The sequence below is a fragment of the Pseudomonas sp. S2_H10 genome (assembly GCF_054668285.1).
This window is the reverse complement of the sequence record NZ_CP162754.1, coordinates 4,667,884-4,683,382: the sequence shown is the minus strand read 5'-3', so window position 1 is coordinate 4,683,382 and position 15,499 is coordinate 4,667,884. Positions and strand designations below refer to the sequence as shown.

At 57.5% G+C, this 15,499-nt stretch carries 14 protein-coding genes and 1 pseudogene; 6 read left to right on the top strand and 9 right to left on the bottom strand.

The genetic code is table 11. The annotated features are described in order from the left end of the window. Positions 1-17 precede the first annotated feature (17 nt). Both AB4O16_RS20935 and AB4O16_RS20930 read left to right on the top strand, forming a co-directional pair. Positions 18-1,613, top strand: a complete 1,596-nt coding sequence (locus tag AB4O16_RS20935) for a family 20 glycosylhydrolase (protein ID WP_160387062.1) — start codon at positions 18-20, stop codon at positions 1,611-1,613. Between the two features lie 106 nt (positions 1,614-1,719). Then, positions 1,720-2,919 (top strand): glycosyltransferase family 4 protein, encoded by a 1,200-nt coding sequence (locus tag AB4O16_RS20930; RefSeq protein WP_460155705.1) that lies wholly within the window; start codon positions 1,720-1,722, stop codon positions 2,917-2,919. 133 nt (positions 2,920-3,052) lie between these two features. Here AB4O16_RS20930 and AB4O16_RS20925 read toward each other — a convergent pair whose 3' ends face one another. The 3 genes from AB4O16_RS20925 to AB4O16_RS20915 all read right to left on the bottom strand — a co-directional run bounded on the left by AB4O16_RS20925 (position 3,053) and on the right by AB4O16_RS20915 (position 5,440). After that, positions 3,053-4,156 carry an NADH:flavin oxidoreductase gene (locus AB4O16_RS20925; RefSeq protein WP_160387060.1) on the bottom strand — a complete coding sequence of 368 codons (1,104 nt, stop codon included), beginning with the start codon at positions 4,154-4,156 and terminating at the stop codon, positions 3,053-3,055. 193 nt (positions 4,157-4,349) lie between these two features. Then, positions 4,350-4,832 carry a glutathione peroxidase gene (locus AB4O16_RS20920; RefSeq protein WP_110660533.1) on the bottom strand — a complete coding sequence of 161 codons (483 nt, stop codon included), beginning with the start codon at positions 4,830-4,832 and terminating at the stop codon, positions 4,350-4,352. Between the two features lie 122 nt (positions 4,833-4,954). Continuing rightward, complete coding sequence (locus AB4O16_RS20915; RefSeq protein ID WP_007942189.1) at positions 4,955-5,440, bottom strand: FKBP-type peptidyl-prolyl cis-trans isomerase; 486 nt, start codon at positions 5,438-5,440, stop codon at positions 4,955-4,957. Here AB4O16_RS20915 and AB4O16_RS20910 point away from each other — a divergent pair. From AB4O16_RS20910 to AB4O16_RS20900, 3 genes are read left to right on the top strand one after another with little or no spacing between them, the layout of a single operon-like run. Then, positions 5,409-5,735: a DUF3565 domain-containing protein gene (locus AB4O16_RS20910; protein ID WP_160387059.1), complete on the top strand. Its 327-nt coding sequence runs from the start codon at positions 5,409-5,411 to the stop codon at positions 5,733-5,735. The genes AB4O16_RS20915 and AB4O16_RS20910 overlap by 32 nt on opposite strands. 60 nt (positions 5,736-5,795) lie before the next feature. Next, a complete protein-coding gene (pta, locus tag AB4O16_RS20905) occupies positions 5,796-7,895 on the top strand; it encodes a phosphate acetyltransferase (RefSeq protein ID WP_150718037.1) in 2,100 nt (699 codons plus the stop codon). Beyond that, on the top strand, positions 7,896-8,798 hold the full coding sequence (locus AB4O16_RS20900) for an acyltransferase (protein ID WP_160387058.1): 903 nt from the start codon (positions 7,896-7,898) through the stop codon (positions 8,796-8,798). A gap of 340 nt (positions 8,799-9,138) precedes the next feature. On the opposite strand, the gene AB4O16_RS20895 is transcribed toward AB4O16_RS20900, so the two are convergent. From AB4O16_RS20895 to AB4O16_RS20885, 3 genes are read right to left on the bottom strand one after another with little or no spacing between them, the layout of a single operon-like run. Then, a complete protein-coding gene (locus AB4O16_RS20895; protein WP_160387057.1) occupies positions 9,139-9,933 on the bottom strand; it encodes a hypothetical protein in 795 nt (264 codons plus the stop codon). 3 nt (positions 9,934-9,936) lie between these two features. Continuing rightward, the gene (locus AB4O16_RS20890) at positions 9,937-10,521 is read right to left on the bottom strand and encodes a 2OG-Fe(II) oxygenase (protein WP_460155704.1); all 585 of its coding nucleotides are present in this window, start codon (positions 10,519-10,521) and stop codon (positions 9,937-9,939) included. Continuing rightward, a complete protein-coding gene (locus AB4O16_RS20885) occupies positions 10,508-11,056 on the bottom strand; it encodes a hypothetical protein (protein ID WP_160387055.1) in 549 nt (182 codons plus the stop codon). Before AB4O16_RS20885 ends, AB4O16_RS20890 begins: the two co-directional genes overlap by 14 nt. 221 nt (positions 11,057-11,277) lie before the next feature. On the opposite strand from AB4O16_RS20885, the pseudogene AB4O16_RS20880 reads away from it, so the two are divergent. After that, positions 11,278-11,478: pseudogene (locus tag AB4O16_RS20880) on the top strand (acyltransferase); the annotation flags it as partial. 162 nt (positions 11,479-11,640) lie between these two features. Here the strand turns inward: AB4O16_RS20880 and cysN are convergent. The 3 genes from cysN to AB4O16_RS20865 form a co-directional block, all read right to left on the bottom strand. Further along, entirely contained in the window at positions 11,641-13,539 is a 1,899-nt protein-coding gene (gene cysN, locus AB4O16_RS20875; RefSeq protein ID WP_460155703.1) for a sulfate adenylyltransferase subunit CysN, read from the bottom strand. Between the two features lie 9 nt (positions 13,540-13,548). Next, the gene (gene cysD, locus AB4O16_RS20870) at positions 13,549-14,466 is read right to left on the bottom strand and encodes a sulfate adenylyltransferase subunit CysD (RefSeq protein ID WP_007986727.1); all 918 of its coding nucleotides are present in this window, start codon (positions 14,464-14,466) and stop codon (positions 13,549-13,551) included. A 259-nt stretch (positions 14,467-14,725) separates the two neighbouring features. Further along, the gene (locus tag AB4O16_RS20865; protein ID WP_160387053.1) at positions 14,726-15,484 is read right to left on the bottom strand and encodes a Nif3-like dinuclear metal center hexameric protein; all 759 of its coding nucleotides are present in this window, start codon (positions 15,482-15,484) and stop codon (positions 14,726-14,728) included. Positions 15,485-15,499 lie beyond the last annotated feature (15 nt).

Sequence of the window (15,499 nt, the reverse complement as noted above, 5' to 3'; positions counted from 1 at the left end):
TATGGAGAACCACTTCAATGGCAACACCCATCCATCCCCCCGCTGCGGCTTCCTTGATGACAGGCGAACATCTCAGTGCCAGGGACCGGAATGCATCCTTCCCCTGGACCAGCATGAGCCCGGCCGTACTGCATGCGAAACCGGAAGCGGGAGCTGATTTTGTCATCAGTGAAAGTTCGCGCATTCTCATCGACAGCGAGAGCCTGCGGCCCTTGGCAACAAGACTGGCAGCCGGGCTCGCGGGTGCCGCCGGGCTTGGCAAGCCCACGGCCATCACACTACTGCCAGGCGCTCCGCCACTAAGCGGTGACGTATCGTTGCAATTGTCCGCACCGAATACGGCGGACGTCCCGATTCCCGTCAAAGGCAAAAGGGAAAGTTACCGGATTGATATCTCACACAATGTTCTGGTCAGCGCACAAACCCCGGAGGCCATGGCCCGCGCCCTGACCACCCTGCATAAAGCTGTGCGAGTCTCAACCACACTCGAATCGGGGGTTGTAATTGATGCCCCCATGCATGCCGAGCGCTCGGTCATGATCGATATGGGCCGCTGGTATTTCAGCCCCGACTGGGTCATCAACCTGATTCAGGAAATGGCCTGGAATCAACTCAATACGCTGCACTTACATCTGACAGATAACGAAGGCGTAAGGGTGACCTTTCCCTCTTGCGTGGACATCTCCAGTTCCGATGCCTGGAGCGCAGAAGAGCTCAAGCGCGTTCTCGACACTGCCGCGTCCTACCATATCGAGGTAATTCCCGAGCTCGACATGCCTGGACATATGGACTGGATACTACGCGACCGGCCTGAATTTCAGCTTCGCCTCAGTAATGGCACCGTTGTGTCCAAAGCTCTCGATTTCAGCATTAGTGCTGCACGTTCCTTTATCACAACTCTCGTCTCTGACCTTTTCACAATGTTTCCACGCAGCCGGCGTATCCACTTGGGAGCCGATGAATTTTTTCTCAGCCCGATCACCCACAACAACACGCCCCAACTGGCCAAATACGCACGTGACATGTCCGGCAATCCAAATGCATCTTCCGAGGACGCTGTCAGGTACTTCATCAACGACATGGCTGGCCTGATACAAGACAGAGGCAAAATCGCGCGAGTCTGGAACGACGGGGCCGTTCGACCCAACCCGGTCATCGCTGTGGATAAAAAGGTAGAAATCGAATGCTGGAGTCTCTGGGGCAGACTGCGCGGAGAGATGACCGCACAAGACTTGATAAATGCCGGATACAACGTGATCAACGCCCATGGTGACTTTTACTTCATCATTAACAAGACCTGGGACAATCTCCTCCATGATAAACATTCGCCTCGCGGTATTTATGACACGTGGCAAGCCAACCATTTCATGGACGAGGCTGGAGGCGCGATATCGGATATTCCCGCGGACAGTCCGTTTTTAGTGGGAGCCGGAATCCAGTTCTGGATCGAAGTGCCGTCCTTCAGTTCCCCGGAAGAGGCCTGGAACCAGCTGGTCCCTTGGCTGTTGCCTTTGGGGCAACGCACTTGGGACTCTCCGAACGGCGCTACCGAGTACAAATCGCTGTCACTGATCGCACGCGCCGTCGCCCATCCGCCGCCAGAACCGTGGTAACAGAACAGGTTTCGTGAGCGTCTGATTGGGCACTCGTTAGTGCAAACTCGCTTATCGGCAAGTTCACAACGTCACAAATCCATCATCCCGACGTCACACTGACGACATGGCCCCAGCCGACACTGGGGTCATGACGACAGCTCTGCATATCACCCTGATCACCGAAACCTTCCCACCGGAAATCAACGGCGTGGCCAATACACTGGGTCGCTTGTGCGACGGTTTGCGCGCGCGCGGGCATCAGGTGGAACTGGTGCGCCCGCGTCAGGGCTGCGACCAGCACCTGGGCAGCGATGATGAACTGCTGCTGTGTCGCGGCTGGCCGCTACCGGGCTATCCCGGCTTGCAATGGGGTCAGTCGTCGATGCACAAACTGCTGCGACGCTGGACGCGTCACCGCCCGGATGTGCTCTACATCGCCACCGAGGGCCCGCTGGGCTTGTCTGCCTTGCGTGCAGCAAGGCGACTGGGGATTTGCGTGGTCAGCGGTTTCCACACCAATTTCCAGCAATATTCCAACCAGTACGGGTTGGGTTTGCTCACGCGCCTGCTGACTCACTACCTGCGCTGGTTCCACAACCGCTCGGCCATGACCCTGGTGCCCAGCGTCAGTCAGCGCATGGAGCTGGAGCGGCGGCAGTTCGAGCGACTGGCGTTGCTGTCCCGTGGGGTCGACAGCGAATTGTTTCACCCGGCCAAACGCTTGAATGCCCTGCGCGAGCAATGGGGGCTGACCGAGGCAGACATCGCCGTCATTCATGTCGGACGCCTGGCTCCGGAAAAGAACCTGGGTCTGCTCAAGCGCACCTTCAATACCCTCAAGGCGAGTTATCCCCAGCGCATCCTGAAACTGATCGTGGTCGGCGACGGTCCGCAGCGCCAGGAACTGGAAAAGGAAATGCCCGAGGCGATTTTCTGCGGCACGCAACGGGGGGAAGCCCTGGCCTGTCATTACGCGTCGGGGGACATGTTCCTGTTTCCGAGCCTGACCGAAACCTTTGGCAATGTGGTGCTTGAAGCACTTGCCTCGGGGTTGGGCGTGGTGGCCTACGATCAGGCGGCAGCGGCCCAGCATATTCGCCATGGCTACAACGGAGTGCTGGCGATGCCGGGGGATGAAGAAGCGTTCTGCGATGCAGCGGCATGGTTGCTGGAAGACAGGGAAACCCTGCGCAATGTGCGGCTCAATGCGCGCCAGCATGCCAGTCGCCAGGGATGGGCAACGATCATCGAGCAGTTCGAAGGGCAGTTGCGCGGGGCGTGTGCCGGGGAGATGGTGGTGCCGAATGCACCGACTGTTCCGTGATTTTGCAGTGTTCTTGAGTCAGTCTTCGCGGGCAAGCCCGCTCCCACAGGGTTCTTGGTTCACACATGATTGGTGATCACCGCAGAACCTGTGGGAGCGAGCTTGCTCGCGATGAGGCCTTCCCGGTCGCCGCTTAAACCAGCGACATCAACGCCTCACGGCTGAACGGCAGAATGTCTTCCTCACGGCCATCACGCACTTTCTGCGCCCAGTCCGGGTCCACCAGCAACGCACGACCGACCGCCACCAGGTCGAACTCGTCGTTGTTCAAGCGCTCCAGCAGTTTTTCCAGGCTGGCCGGTTGTGCGACCTTGTCGGTGTTGACCATGAACTGCAGGAACTCGCCATCCAGGCCGACACTGCCCACGGTGATCGTCGGCTTGCCGGTGAGTTGGCGGGTCCAGCCTGCCAGGTTCAACTCGGAACCGTCGAACTCCGGCTCCCAGAAGCGGCGGGTCGAGCAGTGGAAAATATCCACGCCCGCATCGGCCAACGGCTTGAGGAACTCGCCCAAGGCTTCCGGGGTTTGTACCAGGCGTGCGCTGTAGTCCTGCTGCTTCCACTGGGAGAAACGGAAGATGATCGGGAAACCTTCGCCGACCGCGGCACGCACGGCCTGGATCAATTCAATGGCGAAGCGCGAGCGGTTGGCCAGGCTGCCGCCGTATTCATCGGTACGCTGGTTGCTGCCTTCCCAGAAGAACTGGTCGACCAGGTAACCGTGGGCGCCGTGGATCTCAACGCCGTCCATGCCGATGCTCTGGGCATCCTTGGCGGCCTGGGCGAACGCAGCGATCACGTCCTGGATATCCTGTTTGGTCATGCCGTGCACCACGACCTGACCTTCCTTCACTTTTTCCGACGGGCCATAACCCGGCACGCTGGCGTCCGGCTCGGTGCCGATACGGCGCACGCTGCCCACATGCCACAGCTGCGGAACGATCTTGCCGCCTTCGGCGTGAACGGCGTCGACGACCTTCTTCCAGCCGGCGAGGGCCGCGTCACCATAGAAATGCGGAACGTTCGGGTAGCCGTTGGAAGCCTTGTGACCGACGGTGGTGCCTTCGGTGATGATCAGGCCGACGCCGGCTGCGGCGCGGCGACGGTAGTATTCGATCACTTTGGAATTTGGCACGCCGCCCGGGGAAAAGGAGCGGGTCATCGGCGCCATGACGACGCGGGTCGGCAGTTCGAGGGTGCCGAGGTGGAACGGTTTGAACAGGGCTTTGACGGGCATGGGACGCTCCACGGGAAATAATTTTATGACGGCGATAATATGGAGAGTCCAGCGTATTGAACAGCATTATTGATTTTGGTGATGTAGGAGCGAGCTTGCTCGCGATGGTGGTCAACGATAACGCTGGCGGTCTGATGCCCCGCGGTGTTCCTACAACCATCGCGAGCAGGCTCGCTCCTACAGGGAGGGGGAATCAGCTCAATGCTTTTTCGATTGCGTGGACGATGGTCGGATCATCCGGCGCGGTGCGTGGCGAGAACCGAGCCAACACGCGGCCGTCCTTGCCCAGCAGGAACTTCTCGAAGTTCCAGGTGATGTCCCCGGGGAATTCCGCGCCCTCGCCCGCCAGCAAGCGGTACAACTGATGACGTTCGTGCCCGTTGACTTCCAGCTTGCTGGACAACGGAAAGGTCACGCCATAGTTGAGGCTGCAGAAGTCCTTGATTTCCTGCTCGGTGCCAGGCTCCTGTCCGGCAAACTGGTTGCAGGGCAGGCCCAACACGCTGAAGCCTTTGGCCTTGTATTGCTGGTAGAGGTTTTCCAGCGCCGCGTACTGCGGGGTCAGGCCGCATTTGGAGGCGACGTTGACCACCAGTACGACTTGGCCTTTGAAAGGCGCCAGAGGTAGCTCCTGACCATCCAGGGCTGTCAATTTTAGGTCGTGAAAAGCACTCATGACGTACTCCAGATTCCCGTGTTCTTCTCGAAACAGCCACTTGGCGGTGTCGTCAGGGACAGCCGCAGACTAAAAAGGCGCCCTCGGGGCGCCTCTCCAGTTATCTGAGCTTAGCGCAGAAATCAGTGGTGATGGCCACCTTCGCCATGGACGTGGCCATGAGCGATTTCTTCCTGGCTGGCGTCACGGATGGCAACGATCTTTACCTGGAAATTCAGGCGCTGGCCAGCCAACGGGTGGTTGCCGTCAACGGTCACGTCGTCGCCGTCCAGATCACGGATGGTCACGATCTGCATCTGGCCGTCCGGAGCGGAAGCGTGGAACTGCATGCCCACTTCCAGCTCGTCGACGCCTTCGAACATGCTGCGGCTCAGGGTGCTGACCAGTTCGGCAGCGTACTCGCCGTAAGCGTCTTCCGGTTCAACGGCTACGGTCAGCTCGTCGCCGACGGCCTTGCCTTCCAGAGCCTTTTCCAGGCCCGGGATGATGTTGCCTGCGCCTTGCAGGTAGACCAGCGGCGCGCCGCCGGCGGAGCTGTCGATGACCTCACCAGCGTCGTTGGTCAGGGTATAGTCGATGGAGACAGCCTTATTGGCGGCGATCAGCATGGGGCGAGACCTTTTGCATAAGAAGATTGAAAGGCCAAGTTTAGCGAAGCAATCGACCGAAAGCGAACACAACCCGGACAAACGGGATTCGACGGTCACAGGCTTTCATCAGGACGAAGACGGACACTGGGTGGCCGCGCTTTCCTGCGGCCACACCCAACACCTGCGGCACCAGCCACCCTGGCAATCGCGCGCCTGGGTCATGGACCCTGCACAGCGCCAGGAAAAAATAGGCCAACCCTTTGCCTGCGGTTGGTGCGCACAAGGCATGGTTAGCGATAACCTTGGTGACTGAATTTCGGTAGACGACCAGTCATAGGTCATCACCTTTGCAATGCACCTCCAGAGAATCCGCATGCAAACTTTTTTTATCGCGCCCACCGATTTTGGTGTGGGTCTGACCTCCATCAGCCTCGGGCTGGTGCGCACCCTTGAGCGAGCCGGCCTCAAGGTCGGCTTTTTCAAACCGATTGCCCAGCCGCATCCGGGCGACACAGGCCCGGAGCGCTCCACCGAACTGGTGGCGCGTACCCACGGTTTGAAACCACCCAAGCCCCTGGGCCTGGCCCATGTCGAGCGCATGCTCGGCGACGGTCAGCTCGATGAACTGCTCGAAGAGATCATCGCCCTTTATCAGCAGGCCGCCATCGGCAAGGACGTGCTGATCGTCGAAGGCATGGTGCCGACCCGCAGCGCCAGTTACGCCGCGCGGGTCAACCTGCACCTGGCCAAGAGCCTCGACGCCGAAGTGATCCTGGTCTCGGCACCGGAAAACGAAGTGCTGACCGAGCTCTCCGGTCGCGTCGAGTTGCAGGCGCAATTGTTCGGTGGCCCGAAAGACCCGAAAGTCCTCGGCGTGATCCTCAACAAGGTCAAGACCGAAGAAAGCATGGAGGCCTTCGCCACGCGCCTGAAGGAACATTCGCCGTTGCTGCGCAGCGGTGATTTCCGCTTGCTCGGCTGCATTCCGTTCCAGCCGGAACTGAACGCCCCGCGCACCCGCGACGTCGCCGACCTGATGGGCGCGCAAGTGCTCAACGCCGGCGACTACGAAACCCGGCGCATGACCAAGATCATCATTTGCGCCCGCACCATGCGCAACACCGTGGAGTTGCTCAAGCCCGGCGTGCTGGTGGTGACCCCCGGCGACCGCGACGACATCATCCTCGCCGTCAGCCTCGCGGCCTTGAACGGCGTGCCGCTGGCCGGCCTGCTGCTGACCAGCGACACCCTGCCCGACCCACGCATCATGGACCTGTGCCGCGGCGCCCTGCAGGCCGGGTTACCGGTGCTGTCAGTGAGTACCGGCTCCTACGACACCGCCAACCTGCTCAATGGCCTGAACAAGGAAATCCCCATCGACGACCGCGAGCGCGCCGAAATCATCACCGATTTCATCGCCGGCCACCTCGATGCCAACTGGCTGCACCAGCGCTGCGGCACGCCACGGGAGATGCGCCTGTCGCCGGCGGTTTTCCGTTATCAATTGATCCAGCGCGCCCAGGCGGCCAACAAGCGCATCGTCTTGCCCGAAGGCAGCGAGCCATTTACCGTGCAGGCCGCCGCGATCTGCCAGGCCCGTGGCATCGCTCGCTGTGTGTTGCTGGCCAAGCCCGAGGACGTTCAAGCCGTCGCCCGCGCCCAGGGCATCGAGCTGCCGCCGGGGCTGGAAATCATCGATCCGGACTCGATCCGCGAGCGCTATGTCGAGCCCATGGTCGCGCTGCGCAAAAGCAAAAGCCTCAACGCGCCGATGGCCGAGCAACAACTGGAAGACACCGTGGTGATCGGCACCATGATGCTGGCCCTGGATGAAGTCGACGGCCTCGTCTCGGGCGTGATCAACACCACCGCCAACACCATTCGCCCGGCCTTGCAACTGATCAAGACCGCACCGGGCTGCACCCTGGTGTCGTCGGTGTTCTTCATGCTGTTCCCGGAAGAAGTGCTGGTCTACGGCGACTGCGTGATGAACCCGCACCCGAGCGCCAGCGAACTGGCCGAGATCGCCCTGCAAAGCGCCGACTCGGCCGCCGCCTTCGGCATCACGCCGCGGGTGGCGATGATCAGTTACTCCAGTGGCGATTCGGCCAGCGGCGAAGAGGTCGAGAAAGTCCGCGAGGCGACCCTGCTCGCCCACGAACAACAGCACTCGCTGCTGATCGACGGCCCGTTGCAGTACGACGCCGCCGCCAACGAAAGCGTGGCCCGGCAATTGGCGCCGAACAGTCAGGTAGCCGGTCGTGCCACGGTGTACGTGTTCCCCGACCTCAACACCGGCAACACCACCCACAAGGCTGTGCAGCGCAGCGCCGACTGCGTCAGCCTCGGGCCGATGCTGCAAGGCCTGCGCAAACCGGTGAACGATTTGCCGCGCGGCGCGCAGGTCGATGACATCGTCTACACCATCGCCCTGACCGCGATTCAAGCCGCCAACCGACCTATGGATGTGTAAATGCTGGACTTCCTACCCGTCCCTTTGCGCGGCGTGATCGCCGCGCTGTTGCTGGCACTCAACACGATTTTGCTGTGCTCGTTCCTGTTCTGCGTGGCGCTCGTCAAGGTCTTGCCGTTCGCCCTCACCCAACGCCTCGCCGGCTGGCTGATGAGCCATACCCACGAAGCCTGGATCAGCCTCAACAAAGGCTGGATGAACCTGGTCCGTCGCACCCGCTGGCACATCAGCGGCCTGCAAGGGCTCGACTACAAGCACTCGTACCTGATCACCAGCAACCACCAGAGCTGGGTCGACATTCTGGTGCTGCAATACGTGCTCAACCGGCGCATTCAACCGCTGAAGTTCTTTCTCAAGCAAGAGCTGATCTGGGTTCCGGTGATCGGCCTGGCCTGGTGGGCACTGGGCTTTCCGTTCATGAAGCGCTACTCCAAGGCGTATCTGGAGAAGCACCCGGAGAAGAAAGGCAAGGACCTGGAAACCACCCGCAAGACCTGTGCGAAATTTCGCGACAACCCGGTGGGCATTTTCAACTTCGTCGAAGGCACGCGCTTCACCGAGGGTAAGCACAAGCAACAGCAATCACCGTTCAAGTATCTGCTCAAGGCCAAGGCCGGCGGCATTGCCTTTGTCCTGGATGCGATGGGTGAGCAGCTTGAATCGCTGGTCAACGTAACCATCCACTACCCCGCCGGGCGCCCGGGATTCTGGGACTTGCTGTGCGGGAATGTGGCGGATGTGGTGGTGCACTTTGAAGAGCTGAAGATACCGCCGCAGTTCATCGGCAAGAACTACGATCAGGACGGCGAGTACCGATTGCAGTTCCAGGGTTGGATCAATCAGTTGTGGCAGGACAAGGATGCGCTGCTGGAACAGATGCATCGCGAGTATCCAGCGAAATAATCAGGTGTCTGTAATGCCCTCATCGCGGGCAAGCCCGCGATGACTATCTCAAGGGCACAAAAAAACCCGACGATGATCACTCATCGGCGGGTTTTTCATTTCCGGCTAACGCTTAGATCGCGCCACGCTTGCGCAGCAGATCCAGCACTTGCTAGACGCCTTCCTCCAACGAAACGCAACTCAGTTCCAAGCGATGAAGCTGACGATTACCCACACACCAGCGCACTCTTAAGTTCAGCCTGACTCGGGCTTAGCTCTAAATAGTGTCAAGCAGCTCGTTAATTGGTATTAAAAATCGAAAGTCAAAAATGAGGAGCAGAAAATCTATATATGCGAACTGCTACACATAACCATCACTTCCGCCTGTACAGCAACCATACTCATCACCGTTATCATCAGAGCCGTCATTAATCTCAAGGGGCCCGATAGTTACAACTGGGATAATATCAGGAAGGGGAGCCGGCAAAACAGGAGGTATTGGTATATACCCCCCTCCACCGCCAATATCCTCATCGAAAACAGGTACCACTGAGGGCTGCAGCTCTCCGGTTTCAGATATCCAATTACAGGAAAGCATCTGATTACTGTAGACATCCCTCAAGGTGTTTTTATGGACAATCTGCATATCGGGCGCACACACATAGTCAAGGTAGCTTTCCAATCCTTTATCGCTGAAGAAATTTTTGGCATTTGTCGCAATAGCACCGAGCACTTCTGAGTTATAAATCGAATATATCCCTGTGCCGATAGCTACAACACTTAAGGTAGCAACAACCGAAAATGGCGCAGCTAGCAAAACTGCCATGGTTGCAATCACCCCTGCAACATTACCAACCAGACTGACAACGTCACCCGTCTTGATTTCGCGCCCATCTCTGAAATCGATCCCTATTTTCAGAAAAGTTATCGTACCGGCGACTATATTGGCCGGCATATTTACAATCGGTACATAAGGACCTGCTAATTTTGTCACCGAGGTAACACTCGCTATCACAGCACCGGTCTGCACCGACTGACTCAGCAACACCATTCCAGTTCCGTTGACTAAAAACTGATCTGATACTGCAGTCGCCCCCGAGCCAATAGTCACACCATCATTGACGACAGCTACAAATATTTCGGTTTTCCCGGCCATATACTACTCCTTAATCACAGTTTTGAACGCAAGCGTCATCCTTACCTGATCACACTTTACTGAAGGCGATCTCGCCGCATGTGGAACTCGCCCGTCAAAAATCACCACACGTCGCGATTTTGGAAGTACTGATTTAATAATATTTTCTTTTTTGTCATCGTAGAATACGAGTTCACCTCCCCACGACGTTGGCCAGTGTTCATTACAAAATACGATCACTGTCATCCCTGGATGCGTCTTGTTATCCCGATGTATAATCGTGTCTTGCCCAAACGTTTGCCCATTTGCATAAACACCTAATAACGTGATTTTGAAATCATGTAATATTGATAACCTTTCCCAGAAGCCGACAAGAAAACGCCAAGATTCACTTCTGTCTAATTCGTCTAAACATGACTTCCGATCCGACCGACCTTTACCCGCAATAAAAACATGCCAACAAGGCCTAACAAATGGAAGCTCCTCATAATTTGGCCAGTTGTATCTCCAAACGGCGCCCTTGAGTTGAACATTTATGCACTCCTCTTCCCCTTGAGTTAAAAAATCGTCAATTACAAATATCTCATCATCAATCTTATTTATTTTCACAAGCCATCCTTTTCGCTGCACACCTATTCCAAACACCAGTCAAAAAAACAATATAAAGGAAATACAACGATGAAATAAATAACAAAGAAAGCACAAAGTAATTATCGATATTAACTGAGCTAGCCCAGCGCAATATATCTTGACGACTTATCAACAACCCATAATCTTCATCATATACTCCCCAAACAAATTTTTTACTTTGGTCAGTATCTACTGCCACCCACAACCTTCTTGACTTATCAAAGTCCGTGTACATAACATCACGATTCGAAGCCTCAATGATATATTTGTAAGCAGCGTCATCAGTTCCAACCCTCAGATACAAAAAAGATGTTGTCTTTGAAGCTTGTGAATGCCCCCTATATACAAAAGCATCTTTCATAACTAACTTATCAGGAACCGGAGGAACTTCTATCAACCTACTATAAATATAAAGAGAAAAAACAAGATACAACAACAGAACAATTACACAGAAAACGATCTCAAAAGCACTAGAAACATAACCAACCGGAACTGGAAAAATTTTATTTCGCACTCCTTGATCCTCAAGCGCAAGCTTACTTTTTAAGCAACCACCGACTTCCTTGCAATTGCTCGACTTGATACAATCTGCGCAAAAACACATCTACCCTGTTGCAAACACTATTCTCATTTACAAATCAATAAAACCTCATAACTTCCGACTTTCTTGTAGTCCATTTCCGGTCAAGGATTCTGACTATTCCTTCTGACTTTAGATTTTCAGAGGCTTCCTGGTTCTGGGATCTGCTATGTGGATACGTGAAAGACGTGGTGGTGCATTTTCAGCAACTGAACATTCCGCTGCAGTTCATCGGCAAGAATTACGACCAGGACGGTGAATACCGCCTGCAGTTCCAGGGTTGGATCAATCAGTTGTGGCAGGACAAGGATGCGTTGCTGGAACAGATGCATCGCGAGTATCCAGCGAAGTATTGAGGTGCCTGTTCCGGCCCTATCGCTGGCAAGCCAGCTCCCACAGTGAGCTGCAGTACGACCGAGAAACCTGTGGGAGCTGGCTTGCCAGCGATAGCAATCTAGAGGCAACAAAAAACCCGCAGACAATCACTTGTCTGCGGGTTTTTCATTTCCGGCTAGCGCTTAGATCGCACCACGCTTGCGCAGCAGCTCCAGCACCTGCTTGACGCCTTCCTCCAGCGACACGGACTGGGTGTCGATCACCAGATCGGCATCCAGCGGCACGTCGTACGGGAAGGACTCGCCAGGGATGTTATCCCCGGCCGCCGCGTACAGGCCTTGCGGGTCACGCTCGGCGCAGACCGTTGGCGAGGCCTGGACGTAGACCGTCAGCAGACGCTCCTTGCCGATCAGCTCCTTGGCCTGCTCACGACCTTCGGAACTCGGCGCAACGAATGCCGCCAACGTCAGCAGACCCGCTTCGTTGAACTGACGCGCAACGTGCGCGGCACGACGCCAGTTCTCGGTACGCCCGGCGCGATCCTGTGGCAGACCTTTGTTCAGGTCGTGACGCAGGTTCTGGCCATCGAGTACGAACACCGCACGACCCAGGTCGAACAGCTTGCGCTCGACCGCATAGGCCAGCGTGCTCTTGCCCGCGCCCGACAAGCCGCTGAACAACACGGTGGCCGGTTGCTGGCCGAAGCGCTGTGCGCGCTCTTCGGTGGCGACGTGAGCCAGTTTGCCATGGTGCGTGCTGGTGCCATGGGCCAGAGGCTGGGCGACGATCATGCCCGCGCCAACGGTGCCGTTGGTCAAGCGGTCGATGATGATGAAGGCGCCGGTGGTGCGGTTGCTGTCGTAACCGTCGAGGGCAATCGGCGCATCGAGCGCGATCTTGACCTTGCCGATTTCGTTCAACTGCAACGCGCTGGCCGGACCTTCTTCCAGCGTGTTCACGTCGACCTTGTTGACGATGCTGGCGATGGAGCCCGGCACGTAACTGGTGGCGCGTTTGAAGTCGTATTTCTTGCCCGGCAGCATCGGCTCTTCAGCCATCCACACCAGCATCGCTTCGAAGCTGTCGGTCACCGGCGGCACGTTGTCGGCATGCACCAACAGGTCGCCACGGGAGATGTCGATTTCGTCTTCCATGGTCAGCGTGACTGCCTGACCCGGACCTGCGTGCTCCAGTTCACCTTCGAAGGTGACGATGGATTTCACGCGGCTGCTTTTGCCCGACGGCAACACCACGACTTCGTCGCCTTTCTTGACGATGCCACTGGCCAGCGTACCGGCGAAACCACGGAAGTTCAGGTTGGGACGGTTGACGTACTGCACCGGGAAACGCAGGTCGGTGAAGTTGCGGTCGCCCGCCACTTCCACGGTCTCGAGGATTTCCATCAGCGACTGGCCGGTGTACCACGGCGAACGCTCCGACTTGTTCACCACGTTGTCGCCCTTGAGCGCCGACATCGGTACGAAGTGCATGCTGGTCGGTTTCAACTTCAAGCCTTCGGCGAATTGCAGGTAGTCGGCCTTGATCGACTCGAACACGTCCTGATCGAAACCCTTGAGGTCCATCTTGTTGATGGCGACGACGATGTGCTTGATGCCCAACAACGAGGCAATGAAGCTGTGGCGACGAGTCTGGGTCTGCACGCCGTAACGGGCATCGACCAGGATGATCGCCAGGTCACAGGTGGAAGCACCGGTGGCCATGTTGCGGGTGTACTGCTCATGGCCGGGCGTGTCGGCGATGATGAATTTGCGCTTGGCGGTGGAGAAGTAGCGGTAAGCGACATCGATGGTGATGCCCTGCTCACGCTCGGCCTGAAGGCCGTCGACCAGCAGCGCCAGGTCGATGTCTTCACCGGTGGTGCCGACTTTTTTCGAGTCGCGGGTAATGGCTTCCAGGTGATCTTCGTAGATCATCTTGGAATCGTGCAGCAGGCGCCCGATCAGGGTGCTCTTGCCGTCGTCGACGTTACCGCAGGTCAAAAAGCGCAGCAGCTCTTTACGTTCGTGCTGGCCCAGGTAGGCGAGGATGTCCTCGCTGATCAAATCAGATACGTGCGACATGACAACCCCTTAGAAATAACCCTGACGTTTTTTGTCTTCCATGGAGCCTGCGCCATCGTGGTCGATGACACGGCCCTGGCGCTCGGAAGTTCGCGTCAGGAGCATTTCCTGAATGATGTCCGTGAGGCTTTCGGCCTCGGACTCCACCGCGCCCGTCAACGGGTAGCAACCAAGGGTACGGAAACGCACTTTCTTTTTGACGATGCGGGCTTTGTCTTCATCGCTCAGGTGTTCGAGGATGCGCTCGTCGTCGATCATGATCAGCGTGCCGTTCTTCTCGATGACTTCACGCTCGGCGGCGAAGTACAGCGGGACGATCGGGATGCCTTCCAGATAGATGTACTGCCAGATGTCCAGCTCGGTCCAGTTCGACAGCGGGAAGACACGGATCGACTCGCCCTTGTTGACCTTGCCGTTGTAGACGTTCCACAGCTCGGGGCGCTGGTTTTTCGGGTCCCAGCGGTGCTTGCTGTCGCGGAACGAGTACACGCGCTCTTTGGCGCGGGATTTCTCTTCATCGCGACGGGCGCCGCCGAAAGCTGCGTCGAAACCATACTTGTCGAGTGCCTGCTTGAGGCCCTCGGTCTTCATGATATCGGTGTGCTTGGCGCTGCCGTGGGTGAACGGGTTGATGTTCTGCGCCACGCCGTCCGGGTTGACGTGGGTGATCAGGTCGAGACCAAGCTCGGCGACCATTTTGTCGCGAAAGGCGTACATCTCCTGGAATTTCCAGCGAGTGTCGACGTGCATCACCGGAAACGGCAGCTTGCCCGGGAAGAACGCCTTGCGTGCCAGATGCAGCATCACGGCGGAGTCTTTACCGATGGAGTACAGCATCACCGGGTTGTCGAACTCGGCGGCCACCTCGCGGATGATGTGGATGCTTTCCGCCTCCAGCTGTTTCAGATGCGTCAGTTTGTCGACCATGGCTACTCACGAAAGCTTTCTTATGAACGGCCAGCGGGCCGTGTTCGAGCGGGGATCCTAGCACAGCGACCTCTTCTAATCAGGACGCCAACTAGATCGAAAGAGCATATGAATATGCCCCTGCGTTTGGGCCAAACGCGCCCCCTGTAGGAGCGAGCCTGCTCGCGATGGTCGTCAACGATAACGCTGGGAGCCTGACACCCCGCGGTGTTCTCAGGTTCATCGCGAGCAGGCTCGCTCCTACGGGGATGGTGTTTCGTCAGATCGGATTCGGGCAATCGATGAAGATGTGCTCCAGCGCAAAGCGCCGCGCCAGGTAATCCCCCAGCGCCTGAACGCCGTAGCGCTCGGTGGCATGGTGACCGGCGGCGATGAAGCTGATGTCGTTTTCCCGGGCACTGTGGAAGGTTTGCTCGGAGGCCTCGCCGCTGAGGTAGAGGTCAACGCCGGCCGAAATGGCCTGATCGATGTAACCCTGGCCGCCACCGGTGCACCAGCCGACGCGGCGGATCATGGCGCTGCCTTCGATCAGCAACGGCTCACGACCCATGACTTCCTGGACGCGCCGGGCGAAATCCCGGGGCATCATCGGTTCATTCAGCGAGCCGACCAGGCCGACAATCTTCAGGTTGTCCGGGTCCAGCGGGCCTTCGACGGTGATGTCGAGCTGGCGTGCAAGCTGCACGTTATTGCCGACATCCGGGTGCAGATCCAGCGGCAAGTGATAGGACAACAAGCTGATATCGTGCTTGAGCAGGGTCTTCAAGCGGCGCTGCTTCATACCGGTGATGCACGGGTTCTCGCCCTTCCAGAAATAGCCATGATGCACCAGCACCAGGTCGGCATTGGCCTGCACGGCGGCGTCGAGCAATGCCTGGCTGGCGGTGACGCCACTGACAATGCGCATCACTTGCGGCCGCCCCTCGACCTGCAGGCCGTTGGGGCAGTAATCGGCGATTTTGGCGCTGTTGAGGTAACGGTCGGCTTCTTCGACGAGGGTGCTCAGGGCGACGGCCATAAAAGACTCCTAAAT